The sequence below is a fragment of the Janthinobacterium sp. PSRC1-1 genome, assembly GCF_049897525.1.
Lineage (GTDB): Bacteria > Pseudomonadota > Gammaproteobacteria > Burkholderiales > Burkholderiaceae_D > Janthinobacterium > Janthinobacterium tructae.
Genome location: NZ_JAFCWK010000006.1, coordinates 55,505 through 74,210, shown reverse-complemented (window position 1 = coordinate 74,210; position 18,706 = coordinate 55,505). Strand labels below are relative to the sequence as shown.

Sequence of the window (18,706 nt, the reverse complement as noted above, 5' to 3'; positions counted from 1 at the left end):
TCCCGCCATCCGCCTTGACCTGGCGCCAAGCGGGTGCCCGGGCGGCGACGGACGGCGGCGATTCTTTACCTGGATTTACAAGCTCATGCCGAGAATGACATCCTGATAGTCGGTGCGGCCCACGCGGAAGGTGCGCCGGCCCACTTGCGCAAAACCGCAGCGCGCATAAAACGCCAGCGCATCGTGGTTTTCCGCGTACACGCCCAGCAGCACCCTTCCCGCTCCGCCAGCGCGCGCCGCCTCCACCGCCGCCTGCATCAGGCGCTGGCCCACGCGCTGGCCCTGGAAGCGGTGCAGCAGGTAGATGCGCTTGATTTCCAGGTCTTGCGGATGCGGGTCCGCCACCGGCAGGCTGGCGGGACTGAGCACCAGGTAGCCGACGGGCGCGCCGCCGGGCGTGGCCTCGGCCAGCCACAGCCGCATGGCCGGCAGCGCCAGCCAGTCGCTATACAGCTGCACGTCGTGCATGGGGTCGGACCCGGCGGGTCCGACCCCGGCCTTTTACCTTACTTGCCGCCCAAAGGCACCTCGCACAGGCAGTGCGTGAGGGCCATGAACGGTTTGTGTTCGCGCGTGATGCCCGACAGCCAGGAGAGGTCCTGCGCCATGCCCAGCGCCGCGTCGGCCGGCAAGCCCGTCGTGCCCAGGCCCAGCTTCACGTGCTCGCCCAGGCCCAGCGAGGCCATGGCCTTGGAACCGAACATGCCGATCAACCGGTCCACGTTCGACGTTTCCTGCTCCAGGTAGGTCACGCGGTAATCGCTGCCCAGCTTGGCGCGCTTGGCGGCCGAGGCCAGCGCATCGCCATAGCTGCCGATGCGGTCGACCAGGTTGCGCTCTTTCGCCTGCAAGCCTGTCCAGACGCGGCCCTGCGCCACTTCATCGATCTTTTCCGGCGTGGTCTTGCGCGCCTTGGCTGCCAGGTTCAGGAAGTCGCCATACACGTGGTTGATCGAGCCCTGGATCACTTGCGCGAAGCGGGGGTCGAGCGGACGCAGTGGGTTGCCCGCGTCGGCCAGCCAGGTGGTGGGCGAACCTGCCGTGTGGATGCCCAGCTTTTCCACCACCTTGTCGGCCGTCGGCAAAATCGCGAACACGCCGATGGAACCGGTGATGGTGGCCGCGTCGGCGATCACTTCATCGGACGAGGTGCTGATCCAGTAACCGCCCGAAGCGGCCACGTTGCCCATCGAGACGACCACCGGTTTGCCGGCGGCGCGCGTCAGTTCCAGTTCGCGGCGGATCAATTCCGAGCCGAAGGCGCTGCCGCCCGGCGAATCGACGCGCAGCACGATGGCCTTGATCGATTTGTCTTCGCGTGCCTGGCGGATCAGACGCGAGGTGGACAGGCCGCCGATGGCGCCCGGCGAAGCGATGCCGTCGCCGATTTCACCGGAGGCGATGACCACGCCGACGGCGTCGCCGATATGCACGGGGCGCAGGCGCGCCAGGTAATCGGTGTAATTGATCTGGCGGAAGTTCGTGCCTTCCGTATTTTTGGCGCCGCGCGCCATCATGAACTGGCGCAGTTCGTCGCGCGTTTTCAGTCCGTCGACCAGCTTGGCGTCCAGCGACAGCTTGCCCAGGTCACCACCGGCGGCCGTCATGAGCGCGGGCAGCGCATCGATCGATTGCATGATGGCGCCGGCCGGCAGCTTGCGCGCCTTTTCCACGTCCGTCGTGTAGGTGGTCCACAGGCCGTTGTTCAGGTAGCGGTCCGCTTCGGCCGCCGCTTCGGACGGGCCGTTGGCGATGAACGGCTCGGCCGCGCTCTTGTACGTGCCCACTTTCAGCAGGTTCACCGTCACGCCCACTTTATCGAGCGCGTCGCGGTAGTAATTGCGGTAGCGGCCAAAGCCTTCCAGCATGACGCCGCCCATCGGGTGCAGGAATACCTCGTCGGCCTTGGCCGCCACCAGGTACTGGCGCTGGTTGTAGCTCGAACCCCAGGCCGTGACTTTCTTGCCCGTGGCGCGGAAGCGTTCCACGCCGGCCGCCACTTCGCGCAGCGACGCCAGGCCGCCGCCCTGCAACTCGTCGAGCAGGATCACCATGGAGCCGATGTGCTTGTCCTTGGCCGCCGTGTCGAGCACCGCCAGCACGTCGCGCAACTGCACGTTTTTCTTGACGTCGCCGCTGACATTGGCCAACACGGCTTCGCGCACGCCGCCCGGGGTTTCCTCGACCAGCGGGCCTTGCAAGTCCAGCACCAGCGTGGTCTTCTCGCTCAGGGGCTTGACGCCGCCGCCAAAGATGGCGATCAGGATGGCGATGACGATCAGCAGGAAAATCAGGTTGATGACCGCGCGGCGGGTGGCGTCGAGCGCGCGCCAGAATGCGCCAAAGCCGCGGCGCAGCGGCGGGAAGGGGTTGAGTGACATTGATGCTCCGTGGGGTTGTGTACCGAAAGGAAACCAATATAACTGAAAACGGGCTGAATCGTCTTATTTTGACAAGTGTGCCGCGCCGTTGATGGTCTGCCCTGCCGGCGTGGAAATGAGGAACAGGCCGCCCAGCACCAGGGCGCCATTCAGGATCAGCAATTCCAGGCCGATGCGGTAATGTTCGAACAGCCGCGCCTGCTCCCCTTCGATCAGCGCGCACAGCAAGGGCCCGGCCACGGCCACCAGCGGCACCCAGCGGTCGCGCACGCCGCGCCGGCTGAGCAAGCCGAAGGCGAACAGGCCCAGCAGCGGTCCATAGGTATAGCTGGCCAGCTTCAGGATCACGCCTATCATGCTGGGACTGTCGATCCACTTGAAGGCCATGATCAGGATCAAAAACAGCGCGGAAAAACCGAGGTGGACACGGCGGCGCCAGCGCATCTGCGCCGCCGCGCTCAACTCTGGCCGGCGCTGCACGCCCAAAATATCGATGCAGAAGGTGGACGTCAGGGCAGTGAGCGCCCCGTCCACGCTGGGAAACAGGGCGGAAATGAGGGCGATGAAGAAAATCAGCTGCACCACGGCAGGGAAATGCCCGAGCACCACGGCGGGGAACAGTTTATCTCCCGTGGCCGTCACGCCTGCCAGCGGCGCGTACAGGTGCAGCAGTCCGCCCAAAAACAGGAACAGCAGCAGCACGCCGGTCAGCACCACGGTCAGGCTGAGCATGTTCTTTTGCGAGTCGCGCAAGGTGCGCACGGAAATGTTCTTTTGCATCATCTCCTGGTCCATGCCCGTCATGGCGATCGTGATGAACATGCCGGCGAGAATGTGCTTCCACACATACGCGGGGCTGTCCGGGTCGGTGGTGAAGATGCGCGTGAGGCCCTGCGCGCGCATGCGCTCCAGGCTGTCGATGAAGGACAGATCCATGGCACGCAGCAAAAACACGCTGCAGATGATGAGACCTGCCAGCATGCACGCCGTTTGCAGGGTATCGGTCCAGACGATGGTTTTCACGCCGCCCTCGTACGTGTAGAGCAGGATCAGCAGCAGCACGACGCACGACGTCAGCCAGAACGGCACGCCCAGGCTGTCGAGGATGGTCGCTTGCAGGATATTGACCACCAGATACAGCCGCGCCGTGGCGCCCAGCAGGCGCGACAGGATAAAGAATGCCGCCCCGCTCTGGTAGGCACGCCGTCCCAGGCGCCACTCCAGGTAGCGGTAAATCGAGGTCAGCTGCAGCCGGTAGTACAGCGGCAGCAGGATGAAGGTGATGGCCAGGTAGCCGAGCACATAGCCGAGCATCAGCTGGATGTAGCCGAATCCGTTGCTGCCCACGGCGCCGGGCACGCTGATGAAGGTCACGCCCGTGAGCGTGGTGCCGACCATGCCGAAGGCCACCAGCATCCAGTTGCTGTCCTTGTTGCCGATGAAAAAACTGTCGTTGGTGGCGTGGCGCGAGGTGCGCCATGCCACGCCCAGCAGGATCAGGAAATACGCGAGGACGACGGCAAACAGGGTGAATGGGGACATGGGTGTTGCGCTGGCGCCAAGGTGAGCAGGGGCAGCAATATACAGCAAAGCCCCTGTTGACGCCGGCGTCAGCAGCCGGTCGGTTTCACGCGCTCCACTTCCAGGCCGAACCATGGACGCAATCGCGTGCCGACGACGTTGCCGACGAAGGCGCACACCAGCCACAGCCAGCCGTGCAGGCTGCCCGAGACGATGCCGCTGAAATACGCGCCGATGTTGCAACCATACGCCAGGCGCGCGCCGTAGCCGAGCAGCAAGCCGCCGACGATGGCGGCGATCACCGAACGGCGCGGGATGCGCCAAACGGGCGCGTAGCGGCCGGCCAGCGCCGCCGCCAGCATGGCGCCGAGCACGATGCCGATGTCCATCACGGAGGTCTTGTCCTGCGTCAATGGCGCGGCCAGGGCGGCGGCGTTGGCCTTGGTCGACCAGTAGGCCCAGCTGGCCGTGTCGATGCCGACCACGGACGCCGCTTTCGCGCCCCACAGGGCGAACGCGGACGTCACGCCCCACGGCTTGCCCGACAGCGCCAGGGTGGCGAAGTTCAGCACGACGAGGGCAATGGCGCCCGCCACCAGCGGCCATGGGCCGTGCAGCCAGGGCGACGACTGCGCCGGGCGCAGCGGCGTGGCGACGAGCTTGCCATGGCGGCGCTTTTCAACGAAGACCGTGATGCCGGCGATCAGCGCGAAGACGATCCAGTTCAGCGCCAGCGCGGGGATCAGGCCCAGGCTAGTGACGAGGGAAATGGGTTTCAATTGCGGCAGCGCCGTCCAGAACGGCATGTGCGCCGTGCCGATCACGGAGCCGACGATGAAGGCGGCCAGGGTGATCAGCATGCGCGTGCTGCCGCCACCGACCGTATACAGGGTGCCGGAAGCGCAACCGCCGCCCAGCTGCATGCCGATGCCGAAGATGAAGGCGCCGAAGATGACGGAGGTGCCGGCGGGAGACACCAGGCCCGCGACGGGCGTGCCGAACAGGGTGCCTGCCGACAATGCGGGGAAGAACAGCGCCACGCCGACGGCCAGCATCAGCATTTGCGCGCGCAAGCCGTCGCCGCGGCCATCGGCGATGAAGACGCGCCAGGCGGATGTGAAACCGAAGGCCGCGTGATACAGGGTGATGCCGAGCAAGGCGCCCACCACGTACAGCGCGGCCTGGGTGATGCCGACCGTTTGCGCGAGATACCACGCACCGAGCACGATGAGCACAAGCGCAACGCCCAGCGGTTTCGGATTGATGGCGGCGCGCAGGCGCAGCGGTGACGTTGCTGTATCGGACATGGGGAGTATGGGCAAAAGGAAGGTAAGCCCTATTGTAAACCCTGGCTCGTCCGTGCCGGCAACTTGCTGGCAGATCAGGCTAGCTTAATGCCCCACCGCCTGCATCGACTGTTCGCCGCCAGCACGCACAGGAACCGGATTCAAGCGATCCAGACGTCCACTCAGCACCGTCAAGCCGAATGCACCCAGCACGACGAGCGCGCCGATCCAGCCCGTATGCACGAGGCCCAGGTGTTCCACGATCAGGCCGCCTCCCCAGGCGCCGCCGGCGATGCCCAGGTTGAAGGCGGCGATGTTCAGGCCCGAGGCCACGTCCACGGCGCGCGGCGTGAAGTGCTCCGCTTGCTGCACCACATACACTTGCAAACCAGCCACGTTACCGAAGGCCACGGCGCCCCACAGCAGCACGGTGATGACGACCAGCACCGGGTGCGGCGCCGTGAAAGTCAACAGCAGCAACACCAACGCCAGCAGCAGGAAGATCTGTTTCAGCGCACGCACCGGGCCCTGCTTGTCGGCCAGCTTGCCGCCCCAGATATTGCCGAAGGCCACGGAGACGCCATACACGAGCATCACCGCGCCCACGGCGCCGGCGCTGAAACCCGATACTTGCTGCAGGATCGGCGCCAGATAGGTGAAGGCGATGAAGGAGCCGCCATAGCCGACGGCCGTCATGGCGTATACCAGCAGCAGGCGCGGCTGGGCCAGCACCTGCACTTGCTGCAGCAGGGACGCGGGCTTGCCGTGCTTGATGCTCGATGGCACGTACAGCAGGCTGCCGACAAAGGCGACCAGTCCCAGCGCCGAGACGGCGAGGAAGGTTTCGCGCCAGCCGGCATGCTGGCCGATGAAGGTGCCCAGCGGCACGCCCGTCACCAGGGCCACGGTCAAGCCCGTAAACATGATGGCGATCGCGCTGGCCGCCTTGTCCTTCGGCACCAGGGACGTGGCGATGGTCGAGCCGATGGAAAAGAACACGCCATGCGCCAGCCCCGTCAGGATGCGGGCGATGACGAGGGTTGCATAGCCGGGCGACTTCCACGCCAGCAAATTGCCCAAGGTGAACAAGACCATCAGCGACAATAACAAGGTTTTTCGCGGGATCTTGCCCGTCAGGGCGGTCAGCACGGGCGCGCCGACGGCCACGCCCAGCGCATACAGGCTGACCAGCAAGCCGGCCGACGGCAGGTCGACGCCCAGGTCGGCGGCGATGGTGGGCAACAGCCCGACAATGACAAACTCGGTGGTTCCGATGGCAAAGGCGCTGAGGGTCAGCGCGAGCAAGGCAATGGGCATGGCAAACTCCGATAAATGATGGTGGCATGCAGTATCGGGGTTTTCTTTGTTTCTAAAAATACCTCATCAGACAGAAGATAGTTGCGTGTAACTCAACAATCCAATGGTCTGCTACACTGGTCGCATCAACACGGAGTCACCACCATGAATTCAGAAAAACTGGCGCTGCTGGTCACGCGCGAAATGCCGTATGGGAAATATCAGGGACGCTTGCTGGCCGACTTGCCGGGACACTACCTGGGGTGGTTCGCGCGCGAGGGCTTCCCCTCGGGCGAACTGGGCAGTTTAATTGCGCTGATGTACGAGCTCGACCACAATGATTTGCGCGGCTTGCTCGACCCCTTGCGCACGCGCAAGTCGCCGTGGCGGCCGGGCGAATAAGAAAAGTAAGGCGGGTCTTAAATCGCGCGCACCTTCTTCGCCAGCATGGCGCTGAACTCGCCATTTTCCACCAGTTTTTGCAGCTCGCTGGCGCCACCGATAAGCACGCCATTGACAAAGACCATGGGGAACGTGGGCCAGCCCGTCCACATTTTCAAGGCATTGCGGCGATGCCACTGGTTCAGATAGCTGCCGTACTGCAGGTACTGGTAGGGCGTGCCCAGCACGTCGAGGATCTTGCGCGCCTTGCGCGGAAACGGATTGAGCGCCATGCCGACCACCACCACCTGGTGCGCGGCGATGGCGGCCTGCACCTCGCGCACGATGTCCTGGTGCTTGCTGCCGATCAAAGGGCGGGCGGCGGGATGGATCTGGGTTTCGTCGAGGATGGCGCGGGTCATGAAAGTCCTGGGGTCAGTGGCACGTGGCGTGCGGATCACGCATTGTGCCATGCGCACAGGTCGGCGTGGGCGACACGGACGCGCGACGCCGCGATGACTGCGCACATTCAAAACAGCTCGTCGAGCAGCAAGTGCCATTGCAGCTTGCCTTGATCGGCATCAACAATCCCATATTGCTCAACAAACCTTTGCGGTAGCGCGGCGTCCAACTCAGCGAGCGCACGCCAGACGATGGCCAGGTCCTGGTAACGATCGGCCAAGCCCGCCCGTCCCACGTCGAGGCAGCCGACGACGGCGCCTTCGTGCATCACGATATTTTCCAGCGAGAAGTCGCCATGCGTGACGACGAGGTCGGGCGTGATCGGCTGGCAGTCCTGCAGCGCCGTCCACACCTGCTGCACCGTCCAGCCTTGGCGCGCGGCATCGAAATCGTCGGCATCGACCAGGCCCGCATCGATGCGCTGGCGCGCCTGGGTCAGCCGAACGGCATGGCCGGCGTCGAACGGGCAGTCGCTCACGGGCAGCGCGTGCAGGCGGCGCAGGAAGGCCGCCAGCGCGTCGACCACGACGGGACCCAGCGCGGGGTGCGCTTCCAGCACCGCGGACGCCGTTGTGCCTGGCATGACCGTCAGCAACAGCCATGCCTGCTCCGGGTCTGCCACGCGGGCGAACTGCACCACGGCCGGCACGGGCAGGTAGGGCGCCAGCCAGCGCAGCCGCGCCAGTTCATCGGCGAGGCCGGCGGCGGCGCTACCCCTGCCGTGCTTCAGGTACAGGTCCGGCGCAGCGCCCTTGCCCTGCAGCCGGTAGACGGCAGCGTCTGACTCACCGACGCTGTCGCGCGTCCATTGATAAGCGGCCACGGCGGCGCGCAGGCTGGCGGGCATGGCTGCCGTCACAGTCGATTGCAGCGTGTCGGAGGTGCGCATCGCTCTATCCCAGTGGCACGTGCAAGCCCATCTTGAGGCAAGTCAGGGCCACCGACGTGCGGTAGCGTCGGATATTGTCGTCGCCGCCGAACAGGCGCTCCGTCAGCGCCTCGTATTCGGCCATGCTGCTGGCCGTGATCAGCATCAGGTAGTCGGCCTCGCCCGTGATGCCGTAGCATTGCTGGATGGCAGGCTCGGCCATGATGCGCGCGCGCAGGCCGGCCGTGCGCAGCGGGTGTTCGTCGTGCAGATGCACTTCCACCGTCAATGTCAGGGGACGGCCCAGGCGGCTGGCGTCGAGCACGGCCACCTCGCTGCGGATCACGCCGCTCTCGCGCAGGCGGCGGATGCGCCGCTGCACGGCCGGCGCGGACAAATGCACGGCCTGGGCGATTTCGCGCTGCGAGGTCGTGTTGTCGCGCTGCAAGATATCGAGGATCGCCAGGTCGAAGGCGTCGAGGGCCGGGGAAGGCGTGAGCGAAAGTTGCGTCATGATGGTCAAAATGCAGTGCAAATATCGGAGCAGACACAATAAACTTTCGCTATTCCGATATCAAGCCTTTTATCTCCATGCCATTACGCCGCTATTCCTCGTTCATTCCCCTGCTCGCCATCCTCGGCTCCGTCACCTGCCTGGGACTGGGCACCTCGTGGGCCAAGCACAGCCTGTTCCCGCTGGTCGGCGCGCAAGGCACGACGGCCGTGCGCGTGGGCTTTTCCGCCCTGCTGCTGTTGCTGTTCTGGCGCCCCTGGCGCTGGCAGCTGAGCCGCGCCGACCTGCGCACGGTGGCGCTGTACGGCGCCGCGCTGGGGCTGACGAACCTGTGTTTTTATATGGCACTGCGCACGATTCCGTTCGGCATCGCCGTGGCGATCGAGTTTTCCGGCCCGCTGGCCGTGGCCCTGCTGGCCTCGCGCCGGCCGGTCGATTTCGTCTGGGTGGCACTGGCCGTGGCGGGACTGGCGCTGCTGTTGCCGCTCGGCCACGATGTCAGCAATCTCGACCCCACGGGCGTGCTGTTCGCCCTGGGCGCCGCCGTCTGCTGGGCCAGCTACATCCTCTTCGGCAAGCGCGCCAGCCACTTGCATGCGGGTCATTCCGTGTCGCTGGGCCTGGCGATGGCCGCGCTGGTGGTGGTGCCCGTGGGGGTGATGCATAGCGGCGCCGCCCTGCTCTCGCCCGTCGTGCTGGGCGTGGGCCTGGGCGTGGCCCTCATTTCCAGCGCGATACCGATTTCGCTGGAAATGGTGGCCCTGAAACGGCTGACGCCGCAAGCGTTCGGCATCATGAGCAGCATGGAACCGGCCGTGGCCGCCATGCTGGCGTACATCCTGCTTGACGAGCGCCTGGGTGCCGGGCAGTGGCTGGCGATTGCCATGATCATGGCCGCCTCCATGGGCAGTTCCTATATGGCGCAGCGGCAGAAGCGCGATGCGCGGGCGCTCATGGCCGAATGCAGATAGTGAAGCGGGCGCCGCCCAGCGGCGCATCGTCGACGGCGATGGCGCCGCCGTGCAGCGCGACGGCCCTGGCGGCGATGGCCAGCCCCAGGCCGTGGCCCGCGGCCGCATGGTCCTGCTCGCGCTCCAGGCGGTAGAACGGGGCAAACACCCGTTCGCGCTGGTCGGCGGGAATGCCGGGACCGTCATCCTCGATGACGATGCGCAGCGCCTCGCCGTCGCGCACCGCCGACAGCGCCACGTGCGCGACGGCATATTTGGCCGCATTGCCCAGCAGGTTGCCGACGGCGCGCGCCAGCAGGCGGGGGTCGCCGCGCAGCTCACCCAGGTCGGCGGCGATGCAAGCGTCCACCTGGTGCGGCAAGGCAGCCGCCAGGCAGGCGTGCAGCAGCGGCGCCAGCGGAAAGGACTGGCGCGGCAGCGCCTGCGCATGATCAAGCTGCATCAGGCCCAGCAGCTCATTGACGAGGGTTTTCAATTCCTCGACGTCGGCGCCCATGGCGTCGACGCGCCGCCGCAGGTCGGGCTGGCCGTCCGCATGCCGCGCGGCCAGCAGTTCCAGGCCGAATTCCAGCCGCGCGATCGGCGTGCGCAGCTCGTGCGACACCGACAGCAGCAGATGCTTGCGCGCCTCCAGCAGGGAGCCGATGCGCCCGGCCATGTCGTTGATGCGGCCGGCCAGCGGCGCGATGCTCGACGCGGGATTCACCTGCGCCCGCGCGGCGAGGTCGCCCTGTCCGAAATCGTCGGCCATGCGCGACAGCGCCGCCAGGCTGCGGCCGTGCGCGCGCGTCCACCACCCGAGCGGCAGCAGCAGGCACAGGGCGATGACGGCGAAACGGATCGCCTCCATGCGCAGCGCCTGGCCCACGTCGATGGGCAGATTCTGCGCGTGGAGCACATCGTCCTCGCTGCCGGCATAGCGCGCGCCCGTGCCGTCGACGCGGCGGTAAAAACCCTTGCCGCCCACGTCCATCACCACGGCGCCGTGCAGCAGCGGCGCACGCTGCGAGGCCGGCAGCGCCGCCAGCACAGTGGACAAGGGTTCCAATTCCAGCGTGACGTCCGATACTTCGCGCACCTTGTTCAGGCGCGGCAGCCATTCGTCGGCGGGCGCCTGGTCGATGTACTGCTCCAGCAGGAAGATCTGGCCGGCCGCCTGGTCGCGCGCGATATGCTCAAGCGGATCGCCGAACAGGCAGCTGAAGGTGAAGTAGATGACGCAGCTGCCCAGCGCGACGGCCAGCAGCACCAGCAGCGCGAAACGCCGGAACAGGCGGTTCATTCCCAGGCCGAGGGCGTGAGCAGGTAGCCTTCGCCCCACACCGTCTTGATGCGCTCGGCGCCGCCGTCGTCGAACTTGCGGCGCAGGCGCGAGATGCAGTTGTCGATACTGCGGTCGAGGCCATCGAACTCGATGCCGCGCATCTTGACGAGGATATCGTTGCGCGACATGACCTTGCCCGCGGCGTCGGCCAGGATGGCGAACAGCTTGAATTCGGCGCTGTTCATGGCGATTTCCTGCCCGCGCCAGTGCACGGCGCGGTTCTCGCGCGACACGCGCAGCTGGCCGATGACGATATCGCTGCCGGCCGCCGCGCTGCCGCGCCGCTGCAGCGCGCGCAAACGGGCCAGCAGCACGCGCGGCTGGATCGGCTTGTTCACGTAGTCGTCGGCGCCCTGCTCCAGGCCCGAGACTTCGTCGAAGGTGTCTTCACGCGCCGTCAGTATCAGGATGGGCACGGCGCTGAGCTGGCGCAGCTGGCGGCACACCACCAGGCCGTCGACGCCGGGCAGGGTCAGGTCGAGTATGACCAGGTCAGGCTGAAGGTCGCGGAAGCGCGCCAGGGCCTGGTCGCCGCGCGTCACCACGTCGACCGTATAGTCGTACTGCTCCAGGTATTCCTTGACCAGCGCGGCCAGCCGCGCATCGTCTTCCACCAGCATGACACCTTGCATCGCTCCTCCGCGCCGCCATTTTTGTGGCGTATTGTAGAGGAGCGCGGCGCGCCTGTGGCAAATTCGACAATCCAGTACACATTGCTACACTTTTCATACAAATGCGCCCTACAAATTGAGGACAATTCAAGGACAAACCAGGGCGGATTCCGGAACGACGTTTATCTAACATTCGTAGCTCTTACTTCAACCGGAATCCGAACATGAAAAAAATTGTATGCAGCACCCTGCTCGCCGTCGCCGCCACGTCGATGGTCCACGCCGAAGGCCTGTATGTGGGTGCCAACGTCAGCTCGGCTACCGACGGCAAGATCCAGTATGCGGCCGGCGGCGCGAAGATACAGCGCAATGCCAGCGGCAAGGCGGTCCCCTTCGGCATCTTCGCCGGCTACGAGCTGACGCCGGCCTGGGCCCTGGAAGGCAGCTACCGCGCCAGCGGCGGCGCAACCAGTTTCGACCTCGATCCTGGCTACCAGTTCAAGGTACGCGCCAGCGCCGCCTACCTGGCGGCGCGCGGCACGTGGCGCCTGGACGACGACTGGTCGCTGTTCGGCAAGGCCGGCGTGGCGCGTAGCCGCGTCGAATTCACCATCGACGGCAAGAATGCGCCGCCCGCTGAATCGGCGAACAATACCGGCCTGTACGCAAGCGTGGGAGTGGCCTACCAGATCAACAAGGACGTGGCGCTGCAGCTCGAATGGGAGCACGCCCCGACAGTCAAATACGAAGGATTCGATAGCAGGATGAACCGCCTGGCGCTCGGTGTCCGCTTCGGCTTTTAAAAGGATGGCATGAACAAGTTCGCTCCCCGTTTTTTTCCCCGTTTTTCTCCCCTGCTGTTGCTGCTGGCCGCCTGTGCTCCGGCACTGGCCGACGGCTCCAGCGCGCTGATGATGCCCGACGGGAGCAGGGATATGTACGTGGGAGCGGCTGTCACGGGCAGCTCCGCGACGGACAATGGCGCACCGCGTGCCGCCGTCCTGCGGCCGCTGCTGCAAGTCCAGTGGAGCAACGGCGTGTTCGTCTCTGCCAGCGGCGTGGCAGGCATGCATCTGTCGGCCACGCCGGGCGCGGAGTACGGCCCGCTGCTCGCCGCCAGCAACGCGCGCGGTCCGGAAGATAGCTGGCGCCTGCGCGGCACGCGGCGCATCAATGGCTCGCTCGACGTGGGCGGTTTCTATGGCTACTACCTGGGCGGCGCGGCGCGCGTCACGTCGAACCTGCTGTACGACACGAGCGCACGCGGCTGGCGCGGCCAGGTCGGTCTGCAAAAGACCTTGCCGTCGCTGGCGGCCCACCATACGGTGACCCTGTCGGCCGGCGTGTCGCTGGCCAGCGGCGCCGTGATGGACGAGCGGTACGCCGTCAGCGCCGTTGCCGGCGGCGCGCGCGACTACCGCCCGGCCGGCGGCGTCACCGCCGTCGAGGCGGGCATCAACTGGAACTGGGCCCTGAGCAGCAAGTGGCTGCTCAACAGCGCCGTGACGGGCACGCGCCTGGGCGATGGGCCGGCCCACAGTCCCTTCATCGAGCGCCGCAACGTGATCACCTGGTCCAGCGGCCTGGGCTACCGGTTTTAAGCGCCATGCTCAAATCCCTGCTTCTCGGTCTGGCACTGCTGCCCGCGTTCGCCTGCGCACAGGAGAGCAGCGATTGGCTCGCGTATCGCGATGCCTACCGCCACATGATCTGGTTCGAGAAGTACGGCAAGCCCAAGCAATTCCTGCAAAACCATCTGCGCCTGAGTCCGCGCGACGCCGGCGTGTCCATGGACGGCTTGCGCCTGAGCTTGCACGGCAAGAGCGCGCAACTGGCGCTGCCGCTCGATGCGCTGGGCCGCGCCGTTTTCCCGTTCTCCAAGGCCGCGTATGACGACAATGCGGAGCTGATTTGGAACCGCAAGCCGGGGCAGATCACCACAAGCGCCTGGGTCTCCATCGTCACGCGGCCCGATGGCGTGTATGCGGCGGCCGACTTGCGCGCCGCCTGCGAACAGCTGCTCGCCTACCTGCGCTCCACGGGCGGGGCGAACGGCAAGCGCTGCGCCGGCGTGCAGTTTGCGTATCCGAGGACGGAGGCGGCGCAAGTGCGCTACCAGGGCGGCGATGGCGCGGCGTTCCCGCTGGCGGCGCAGGAAGGCCCCGCCTTTCCCGGCGATGCCGTCAGCGGCTTTCGCGTCTTCGCCTACCGCTTCCATGCGCATCAGGATGCGGGACAGGTCCTCACCAGCGGCACGCCGCTGGCGATCGCCGCGCTGCTCGAATAGAGTCTGCTCAGTGCGCGGCCGCAACCGCCACATGGACGGCCAGGGTGCGGCGCGCCAGCCACGCCAGCGGCAGCAGGGCAAGCAAGGCGGCGGCCACGCCGGCCCACGGCGACGACGCCATCAGCTGGCGCGACACCATCAGCGCACCGAGCATGGAGCCGAAGGAGATGCCGAGATTAAATGCGGAGATATTCAGGCCCGGGGCGAAATCGATGGCGCCGAGCGCGAAGCGGCGCAGGGCGCGGCGCCGCGCGGGCGGCTGCGCACGCCGCAGGAATGATCCGAACACAATTTGTTGGCCTTCAACTTGCGCTGCCAGAACGAAACCTGGCCCTTCCTCGACGGGAGCGGAGGACGCTTGCAGGTGGCGCCGCAGGGCGATACCTGCGTCAGCTGGTGCTGGCAGGCATGGGACTGGGACGATTTTCGCGCCAGCACGTGCTGCGCGATATGGAGCAAGGCGAGCAAGGCAATGTGATAGCAGTGCTGCTGGACTACAATCCCGGCGACCGTGAACTCGTGCACGCCGTCTTCGTGGGAGGGGGCCAGCAAGTGCCGGCCAGGGTGCGCGTGATGCTCGATTATCTGCTGGAAAAGGCCAAGCTGGGCGACGATTAAACGGTCGCCGTTTCCAGCCGCAGCTGCCGGCCCTCGCCCAGCATCACTTCGAATTCCGCCGCCGGCACGGCGGGACTGAACAGATAACCTTGCAGCTGGTCGCAACCGAGTTCGCGCAGGAAGCGCATCTGCTCGGCCGTTTCCACCCCTTCGGCGACGATTTCCTGGCGCAGTTGCTGCGCCATGGTGACGATGGCGCGGGCGATGGCGCAATCGTTTTCATCGAACGGCAAGCCGACGACAAACGAGCGGTCGATTTTCAGGGTGCTGATGGGGAATTTCTTCAAATACGCCAGGCTGGAATAGCCGGTGCCGAAGTCGTCCAGCGCCAGCGCCAGGCCCATGGCCACCAACTGGTTCATGATGTCGATCACCTTGTCGGCGCCGCGCATCAGCAGGCTTTCCGTGATTTCCAGCATGATCTGGTCGGGCCGCACGCCGTAGCGTTCCAGCACGGCCGCTATGCGCGCCGGCAACTGTTCGTCGAACTGGCGCGCCGACAGGTTGACGGCGATGGCCGGCATGTGCAGGCCACGGTCTTCCCAGTTGCGGATCTGGCGGCAAGCCTCGTCCAGCACCCAGGTGCCCAGTTCCAGAATCAAACTGGTTTCCTCGGCAACGGGAATGAAGAGGCCGGGCGAGACCATGCCGCGCATCGGATGCTTCCAGCGCAGCAAGGCTTCCGCGCCCACGATGCGCCCGCTGGCCAGGCTCACTTTCGGCTGGTAATGCAATTCCAGTTCCTTGTCGCCCAGCGCCAGACGCATTTCGCTTTCCAGGCGCAAATGTTCCTTGGCCCGCCGGTTCATGTCTTCGCGGAAAAACAGGAAGGTCGATTCGATGGTCTGCCCCGCCTTGGCCACGGCCACGTCGGCAAAGCGGAACAGGGCCGGCGCTTCCAGGCCATCTTCCGGATACACGGTGATGCCGATGCTGGCGCCCACGTGCAAGGCGTGCGCATCGATATTGATGGGCGCTTCCAACAGGTTGAGCAGCTTTTGCGCCACGTTCGCCGCATGTTCGCGTTTTTCGATATGCAACAGCGCCACGACGAACTTGCTGTTGTCGACCCGCGCCAGGATGTCCGCGTCGCGCAAGGCGCCACGGAACAGCTGGCCGATGGCGATCACCAGCTGGTCGCCCACTTCGTGGCCCAGGGTGTCGCTGATGGAACCGATGCGGCTGATGTCGATGACCATCAGCGCGCCGTGCGTGCCTTGCCGTTTCGCTTCAGCCAGACCCTGGCCCACCAGCTGGTTCAGCAGGCAGCGGTTGGGCAAGCCCGTCAGGCTGTCGTAATTGGCCATGCGCTGCATGCGCGCCTCGGCATCCTTGTGCACCGAGATATCGGAAAACAGGGAAAAAACATGGCTGATCTCGCCATACTCGTCGCGCACGACGCTGATGGTGACGTCTTGCGGGAACAGTTCGCCATTCTTGCGCTTGCCGATGATTTCGCCGCGCCAGGAGCCGTGTCCCCGCATGGCGGCGCGCACCTTGGCGCGGAAATCGGGGTCGTGCACGCCCGAGCGCAGCAAGTCCGGCGTGCGGCCGATAGCTTCGGCCGGCGAATAGCCGGTGATGCGGGAAAAGGAACTGTTGATGGAGACGATGCGCTCTTCCGCGTCCGTGATCAGCACGGCTTGCTCGCTGTCTTCGATGATGCGTGCATGCAACCTCACCTTGTCCACGTCGGACAGCGGTTCGCTCATGGCCGACAGGCGCACGGCCATGCCGCACGCCTTGCCCGCCTGATCGTGGATCACGTGGCGGTGCATGCGCAGCCACGTTACCATGCCCGACTTCTTGCGCCGGCGCACATCGGTGGCCACGTCGCCCTGCTTGAAATGCAGTTCCAGCACGCTCGCTTCCGCATCGTCTTCCGGGTACAAAAACAGGATGTGCTGGCCCAGCGCTTCCAGTTCGGAATAGCCGAACATCTGTTCGGCGCCATGGTTCCAGCCGATCAGGAAGCCATCGGGATCGATTTCCAGCAAGGCGTCGGCGAGCGCCACGCGCACCACGGGCCGGCTGACACCGCGCAGCCGCTCCAGCTCTTCCTGCAGCCGCGCCAGAGTGGCGGCCTGCTGCGGCCCCGCCTGTTCACGGGCGTCCTGGGCCAGGCCCAGGAACAGCGCGACCTTCGCCTCAAGCATGGCAACCCCGCGCGTATGCCAGGTCAGGGGAACAGATCAGGGGCGCTGCGGTGTGTGTCATCATCAAAATCCCACTATGGGGCATGCAGGTCGGAGCAGAAAAACGGTCGAAATACTATGAATATGGTAACTTAAAAATGTTGGCATATGTCAACATTTTAAGACCTACGCCGAATGGCCCGGCAGATGCTGCGCCAGGCGGGCAAACACATCCGGCTCGCGCATGCGCGCCATCCACCAGCGCAGCGCGGCGCCATCCTCGCCCACTCTCCACGCCAGGTAAAACGTTTCCGACGGTTTTGGTTCTTCCACGGCCTTTTCCACCAGCTGGCCACGCGCGATGGCGGCGCGCGCGCACGGCCCCGGCAGGAAGCCAAAGCCCAGTCCCAGCACCTGGTAGTCGAACTTGACCTGCATGCTTGGCACGCTCAAGGCATCTTGCCCCAGCAGCAGCCCCACGGTGCGCGGCGCCATCTGGCGCGCCGAGTCAGCCACCACCACGGCCCGGTGCTGCTGCAGATGGCCGCGCGACAGGGGCTCCGCCACCTGCGCCAGCGGATGCGTGGGTGCCACGGCAAAGACGAAGTCGAGCATGCCGATCGGCTGCGCGATATAGCCGCCGCCCGCCGGCCCGTCGCCGGGCGCGCCCACCAGCAAGTCGACCCGGCGGTCCAGCAACGCTTCCCAGGTGCCCGACAGGGTGTCTTGCGACAGGCGCAAGCGCGTCTGTTGCGCCACCGCATAGAAGGCGCGCACGTCGTCGGCCAGGGCGACGGCGGAAAACATGGAATCGATGCCGATGGACAATTCCGTTTCCCAGCCGGACGCCACCCGGCGTACGCGGTGTTCGAGGTCCTGTGCCGCCTTCAATAAATAGCGGCCCTCTTTCAGCAACTCCTGGCCGGCCGCCGTCAGCATGACTTTCGGACCATTGCGCCGGAACACTTGCACGCCCAGGTCGTCTTCCAGCTTGGCCACCGTATAGGAAATGGTGGACGGCACTTTATGCAATTCCTTGCCGGCCGACGAGAACGATCCGCGGCGGTCGATGGCGTCGACGATTTGCAAGGCTTCCAGGCTCAGTCTTAACATTCGATTTTTTCGATCATAGGTCGCAAGATTTTCCGTTTTTCTTTCTGGCGTGGGCGGCCTATACTTTCTCCATCGTACAGCGAAGGGCAGCATCGGCACCACGGCAGCAGCCGGGCAACGCTCCTTCGAAATTATCGCACATTCATTGATAGAAACGGAGTCCACCATGTTACAGATTCGTCACAGCGAAGAACGCGGCGCCGCCAACCACGGCTGGCTCAATTCCCACCACAGCTTTTCTTTCGGCAGCTACCACGATCCGCTGCACATGGGTTTTGGCCCCTTGCTGGTGATCAATGAAGACCGGGTCACGCCAGGCCAGGGTTTCGGCACGCACGGCCACCGCGACATGGAAATCATTTCATATGTGCTCGACGGCGCGCTGGAACACAAGGACAGCATGGGTACCGGTTCCGTGCTGCATTACGGCGATGTGCAGCGCATGAGCGCCGGTAGCGGCGTGCGCCACAGCGAGTTCAATCACTCAAGCACGGATGGCTTGCACTTCCTGCAGATCTGGGTCCAGCCGAACGTGACGGGCATTGCCCCCAGCTATGAAGAGAAACACTTCACGCCGGAAAGCAAACGGGGCAAGCTGCGCCTGATCGCCTCGTCCGACGGGCGCCAGGGCTCCGTGCTGATCCACCAGGATGCGGCCATCTACGCCAGCATCCTGCAGGAAGGCGAGCAAGCCGCACATGCGCTGGACGAAGGCCGCATTGCCTATGTGCACCTGATCCGCGGCAGCCTGGTGGTCAACGGCACGCCCTTGAAAGCGGGCGATGCGCTGAAATTGACGCAGGAAGCGGCCGTGACAATTACGCAACCGGAAGATGCGGAATTTCTGCTCTTCGACTTGCCTAAATGATGGCACCTGGCCATCTTCGGCGGCATGCTGCTGGTGGCGCGCGGTTGTCGCCAGGCCCGGCAAGGCCCAA

The 18,706-nt window shown here is 65.4% G+C and carries 20 protein-coding genes; 7 read left to right on the top strand and 13 right to left on the bottom strand.

The annotated features are described in order from the left end of the window. Nucleotides 1-75 precede the first annotated feature (75 nt). The 5 genes from ACP7DW_RS14680 to ACP7DW_RS14660 form a co-directional block, all read right to left on the bottom strand. A complete protein-coding gene (locus tag ACP7DW_RS14680) occupies nucleotides 76-468 on the bottom strand; it encodes a GNAT family N-acetyltransferase (protein ID WP_426055449.1) in 393 nt (130 codons plus the stop codon). Nucleotides 469-506: 38 nt separating this feature from the next. Next, nucleotides 507-2,381, bottom strand: a complete 1,875-nt coding sequence (gene sppA, locus ACP7DW_RS14675; protein ID WP_426055450.1) for a signal peptide peptidase SppA — start codon at nucleotides 2,379-2,381, stop codon at nucleotides 507-509. A 63-nt stretch (nucleotides 2,382-2,444) separates the two neighbouring features. Further along, nucleotides 2,445-3,923, bottom strand: coding sequence for a sodium:solute symporter (locus ACP7DW_RS14670; protein ID WP_426055451.1), 1,479 nt, complete (start codon nucleotides 3,921-3,923; stop codon nucleotides 2,445-2,447). 68 nt (nucleotides 3,924-3,991) lie between these two features. After that, nucleotides 3,992-5,209 carry a YeeE/YedE family protein gene (locus tag ACP7DW_RS14665; protein WP_426055452.1) on the bottom strand — a complete coding sequence of 406 codons (1,218 nt, stop codon included), beginning with the start codon at nucleotides 5,207-5,209 and terminating at the stop codon, nucleotides 3,992-3,994. Nucleotides 5,210-5,293: 84 nt separating this feature from the next. Further along, the gene (locus ACP7DW_RS14660; protein ID WP_426055453.1) at nucleotides 5,294-6,505 is read right to left on the bottom strand and encodes an MFS transporter; all 1,212 of its coding nucleotides are present in this window, start codon (nucleotides 6,503-6,505) and stop codon (nucleotides 5,294-5,296) included. Between the two features lie 144 nt (nucleotides 6,506-6,649). Between ACP7DW_RS14660 and ACP7DW_RS14655 the strand changes: the two genes are divergently transcribed. After that, nucleotides 6,650-6,886, top strand: a complete 237-nt coding sequence (locus ACP7DW_RS14655) for a DUF3820 family protein (protein WP_071076391.1) — start codon at nucleotides 6,650-6,652, stop codon at nucleotides 6,884-6,886. 17 nt (nucleotides 6,887-6,903) lie between these two features. Here the strand turns inward: ACP7DW_RS14655 and ACP7DW_RS14650 are convergent, their stop codons facing one another. The 3 genes from ACP7DW_RS14650 to ACP7DW_RS14640 all read right to left on the bottom strand — a co-directional run bounded on the left by ACP7DW_RS14650 (nucleotide 6,904) and on the right by ACP7DW_RS14640 (nucleotide 8,709). Continuing rightward, on the bottom strand, nucleotides 6,904-7,287 hold the full coding sequence (locus ACP7DW_RS14650; protein WP_426055454.1) for a glutaredoxin domain-containing protein: 384 nt from the start codon (nucleotides 7,285-7,287) through the stop codon (nucleotides 6,904-6,906). A 107-nt stretch (nucleotides 7,288-7,394) separates the two neighbouring features. Continuing rightward, nucleotides 7,395-8,216, bottom strand: coding sequence for an APH(3') family aminoglycoside O-phosphotransferase (locus ACP7DW_RS14645; RefSeq protein WP_426055455.1), 822 nt, complete (start codon nucleotides 8,214-8,216; stop codon nucleotides 7,395-7,397). A 4-nt stretch (nucleotides 8,217-8,220) separates the two neighbouring features. Further along, nucleotides 8,221-8,709, bottom strand: coding sequence for an Lrp/AsnC family transcriptional regulator (locus ACP7DW_RS14640; RefSeq protein ID WP_426055456.1), 489 nt, complete (start codon nucleotides 8,707-8,709; stop codon nucleotides 8,221-8,223). Nucleotides 8,710-8,786: 77 nt separating this feature from the next. On the opposite strand from ACP7DW_RS14640, the gene ACP7DW_RS14635 reads away from it, so the two are divergent. After that, complete coding sequence (locus ACP7DW_RS14635; RefSeq protein ID WP_426055457.1) at nucleotides 8,787-9,680, top strand: EamA family transporter; 894 nt, start codon at nucleotides 8,787-8,789, stop codon at nucleotides 9,678-9,680. On the opposite strand, the gene ACP7DW_RS14630 is transcribed toward ACP7DW_RS14635, so the two are convergent. After that, nucleotides 9,661-10,962 carry an ATP-binding protein gene (locus ACP7DW_RS14630; RefSeq protein ID WP_426055458.1) on the bottom strand — a complete coding sequence of 434 codons (1,302 nt, stop codon included), beginning with the start codon at nucleotides 10,960-10,962 and terminating at the stop codon, nucleotides 9,661-9,663. The genes ACP7DW_RS14635 and ACP7DW_RS14630 overlap by 20 nt on opposite strands. Next, on the bottom strand, nucleotides 10,959-11,636 hold the full coding sequence (locus ACP7DW_RS14625; RefSeq protein WP_426055459.1) for a response regulator: 678 nt from the start codon (nucleotides 11,634-11,636) through the stop codon (nucleotides 10,959-10,961). The genes ACP7DW_RS14630 and ACP7DW_RS14625 overlap by 4 nt, the downstream gene beginning before the upstream one ends. 203 nt (nucleotides 11,637-11,839) lie before the next feature. Between ACP7DW_RS14625 and ACP7DW_RS14620 the strand changes: the two genes are divergently transcribed. From ACP7DW_RS14620 to ACP7DW_RS14610, 3 genes are read left to right on the top strand one after another with little or no spacing between them, the layout of a single operon-like run. Further along, the gene (locus ACP7DW_RS14620) at nucleotides 11,840-12,418 is read left to right on the top strand and encodes a porin family protein (RefSeq protein WP_426055460.1); all 579 of its coding nucleotides are present in this window, start codon (nucleotides 11,840-11,842) and stop codon (nucleotides 12,416-12,418) included. A gap of 9 nt (nucleotides 12,419-12,427) precedes the next feature. Further along, the gene (locus tag ACP7DW_RS14615; protein ID WP_426055461.1) at nucleotides 12,428-13,216 is read left to right on the top strand and encodes a MipA/OmpV family protein; all 789 of its coding nucleotides are present in this window, start codon (nucleotides 12,428-12,430) and stop codon (nucleotides 13,214-13,216) included. A gap of 5 nt (nucleotides 13,217-13,221) precedes the next feature. Next, nucleotides 13,222-13,902, top strand: a complete 681-nt coding sequence (locus ACP7DW_RS14610) for a hypothetical protein (protein WP_426055462.1) — start codon at nucleotides 13,222-13,224, stop codon at nucleotides 13,900-13,902. Between the two features lie 7 nt (nucleotides 13,903-13,909). Here ACP7DW_RS14610 and ACP7DW_RS14605 read toward each other — a convergent pair whose 3' ends face one another. Then, complete coding sequence (locus tag ACP7DW_RS14605; protein WP_426055463.1) at nucleotides 13,910-14,191, bottom strand: hypothetical protein; 282 nt, start codon at nucleotides 14,189-14,191, stop codon at nucleotides 13,910-13,912. A 119-nt stretch (nucleotides 14,192-14,310) separates the two neighbouring features. Here ACP7DW_RS14605 and ACP7DW_RS14600 point away from each other — a divergent pair, with 119 nt between their 5' ends. After that, a complete protein-coding gene (locus ACP7DW_RS14600; protein WP_426055464.1) occupies nucleotides 14,311-14,520 on the top strand; it encodes a hypothetical protein in 210 nt (69 codons plus the stop codon). On the opposite strand, the gene ACP7DW_RS14595 is transcribed toward ACP7DW_RS14600, so the two are convergent. Next, complete coding sequence (locus tag ACP7DW_RS14595) at nucleotides 14,517-16,676, bottom strand: putative bifunctional diguanylate cyclase/phosphodiesterase (RefSeq protein ID WP_426055465.1); 2,160 nt, start codon at nucleotides 16,674-16,676, stop codon at nucleotides 14,517-14,519. The genes ACP7DW_RS14600 and ACP7DW_RS14595 overlap by 4 nt on opposite strands. Nucleotides 16,677-16,841: 165 nt before the next feature. Next, on the bottom strand, nucleotides 16,842-17,768 hold the full coding sequence (locus ACP7DW_RS14590) for a LysR family transcriptional regulator (RefSeq protein ID WP_426055466.1): 927 nt from the start codon (nucleotides 17,766-17,768) through the stop codon (nucleotides 16,842-16,844). A 166-nt stretch (nucleotides 17,769-17,934) separates the two neighbouring features. On the opposite strand from ACP7DW_RS14590, the gene ACP7DW_RS14585 reads away from it, so the two are divergent. Beyond that, nucleotides 17,935-18,636, top strand: a complete 702-nt coding sequence (locus ACP7DW_RS14585) for a pirin family protein (protein WP_426055467.1) — start codon at nucleotides 17,935-17,937, stop codon at nucleotides 18,634-18,636. Nucleotides 18,637-18,706 lie beyond the last annotated feature (70 nt).

Coding starts and splice junctions, on each gene's coding strand:
- ACP7DW_RS14600 (WP_426055464.1), top strand. CDS start 14,311: ATGGGACTGGGACGATTTTCGCGCCAGCACGTGCTGCGCGATATGGAG.
- ACP7DW_RS14615 (WP_426055461.1), top strand. CDS start 12,428: ATGAACAAGTTCGCTCCCCGTTTTTTTCCCCGTTTTTCTCCCCTGCTG.
- ACP7DW_RS14630 (WP_426055458.1), bottom strand. CDS start 10,962: ATGAACCGCCTGTTCCGGCGTTTCGCGCTGCTGGTGCTGCTGGCCGTC.
- ACP7DW_RS14590 (WP_426055466.1), bottom strand. CDS start 17,768: ATGTTAAGACTGAGCCTGGAAGCCTTGCAAATCGTCGACGCCATCGAC.
- ACP7DW_RS14585 (WP_426055467.1), top strand. CDS start 17,935: ATGTTACAGATTCGTCACAGCGAAGAACGCGGCGCCGCCAACCACGGC.
- sppA (WP_426055450.1), bottom strand. CDS start 2,381: ATGTCACTCAACCCCTTCCCGCCGCTGCGCCGCGGCTTTGGCGCATTC.
- ACP7DW_RS14640 (WP_426055456.1), bottom strand. CDS start 8,709: ATGACGCAACTTTCGCTCACGCCTTCCCCGGCCCTCGACGCCTTCGAC.
- ACP7DW_RS14625 (WP_426055459.1), bottom strand. CDS start 11,636: ATGCAAGGTGTCATGCTGGTGGAAGACGATGCGCGGCTGGCCGCGCTG.
- ACP7DW_RS14620 (WP_426055460.1), top strand. CDS start 11,840: ATGAAAAAAATTGTATGCAGCACCCTGCTCGCCGTCGCCGCCACGTCG.
- ACP7DW_RS14635 (WP_426055457.1), top strand. CDS start 8,787: ATGCCATTACGCCGCTATTCCTCGTTCATTCCCCTGCTCGCCATCCTC.
- ACP7DW_RS14655 (WP_071076391.1), top strand. CDS start 6,650: ATGAATTCAGAAAAACTGGCGCTGCTGGTCACGCGCGAAATGCCGTAT.
- ACP7DW_RS14665 (WP_426055452.1), bottom strand. CDS start 5,209: ATGTCCGATACAGCAACGTCACCGCTGCGCCTGCGCGCCGCCATCAAT.
- ACP7DW_RS14670 (WP_426055451.1), bottom strand. CDS start 3,923: ATGTCCCCATTCACCCTGTTTGCCGTCGTCCTCGCGTATTTCCTGATC.
- ACP7DW_RS14595 (WP_426055465.1), bottom strand. CDS start 16,676: ATGCTTGAGGCGAAGGTCGCGCTGTTCCTGGGCCTGGCCCAGGACGCC.
- ACP7DW_RS14650 (WP_426055454.1), bottom strand. CDS start 7,287: ATGACCCGCGCCATCCTCGACGAAACCCAGATCCATCCCGCCGCCCGC.
- ACP7DW_RS14660 (WP_426055453.1), bottom strand. CDS start 6,505: ATGCCCATTGCCTTGCTCGCGCTGACCCTCAGCGCCTTTGCCATCGGA.
- ACP7DW_RS14610 (WP_426055462.1), top strand. CDS start 13,222: ATGCTCAAATCCCTGCTTCTCGGTCTGGCACTGCTGCCCGCGTTCGCC.
- ACP7DW_RS14645 (WP_426055455.1), bottom strand. CDS start 8,216: ATGCGCACCTCCGACACGCTGCAATCGACTGTGACGGCAGCCATGCCC.
- ACP7DW_RS14680 (WP_426055449.1), bottom strand. CDS start 468: ATGCACGACGTGCAGCTGTATAGCGACTGGCTGGCGCTGCCGGCCATG.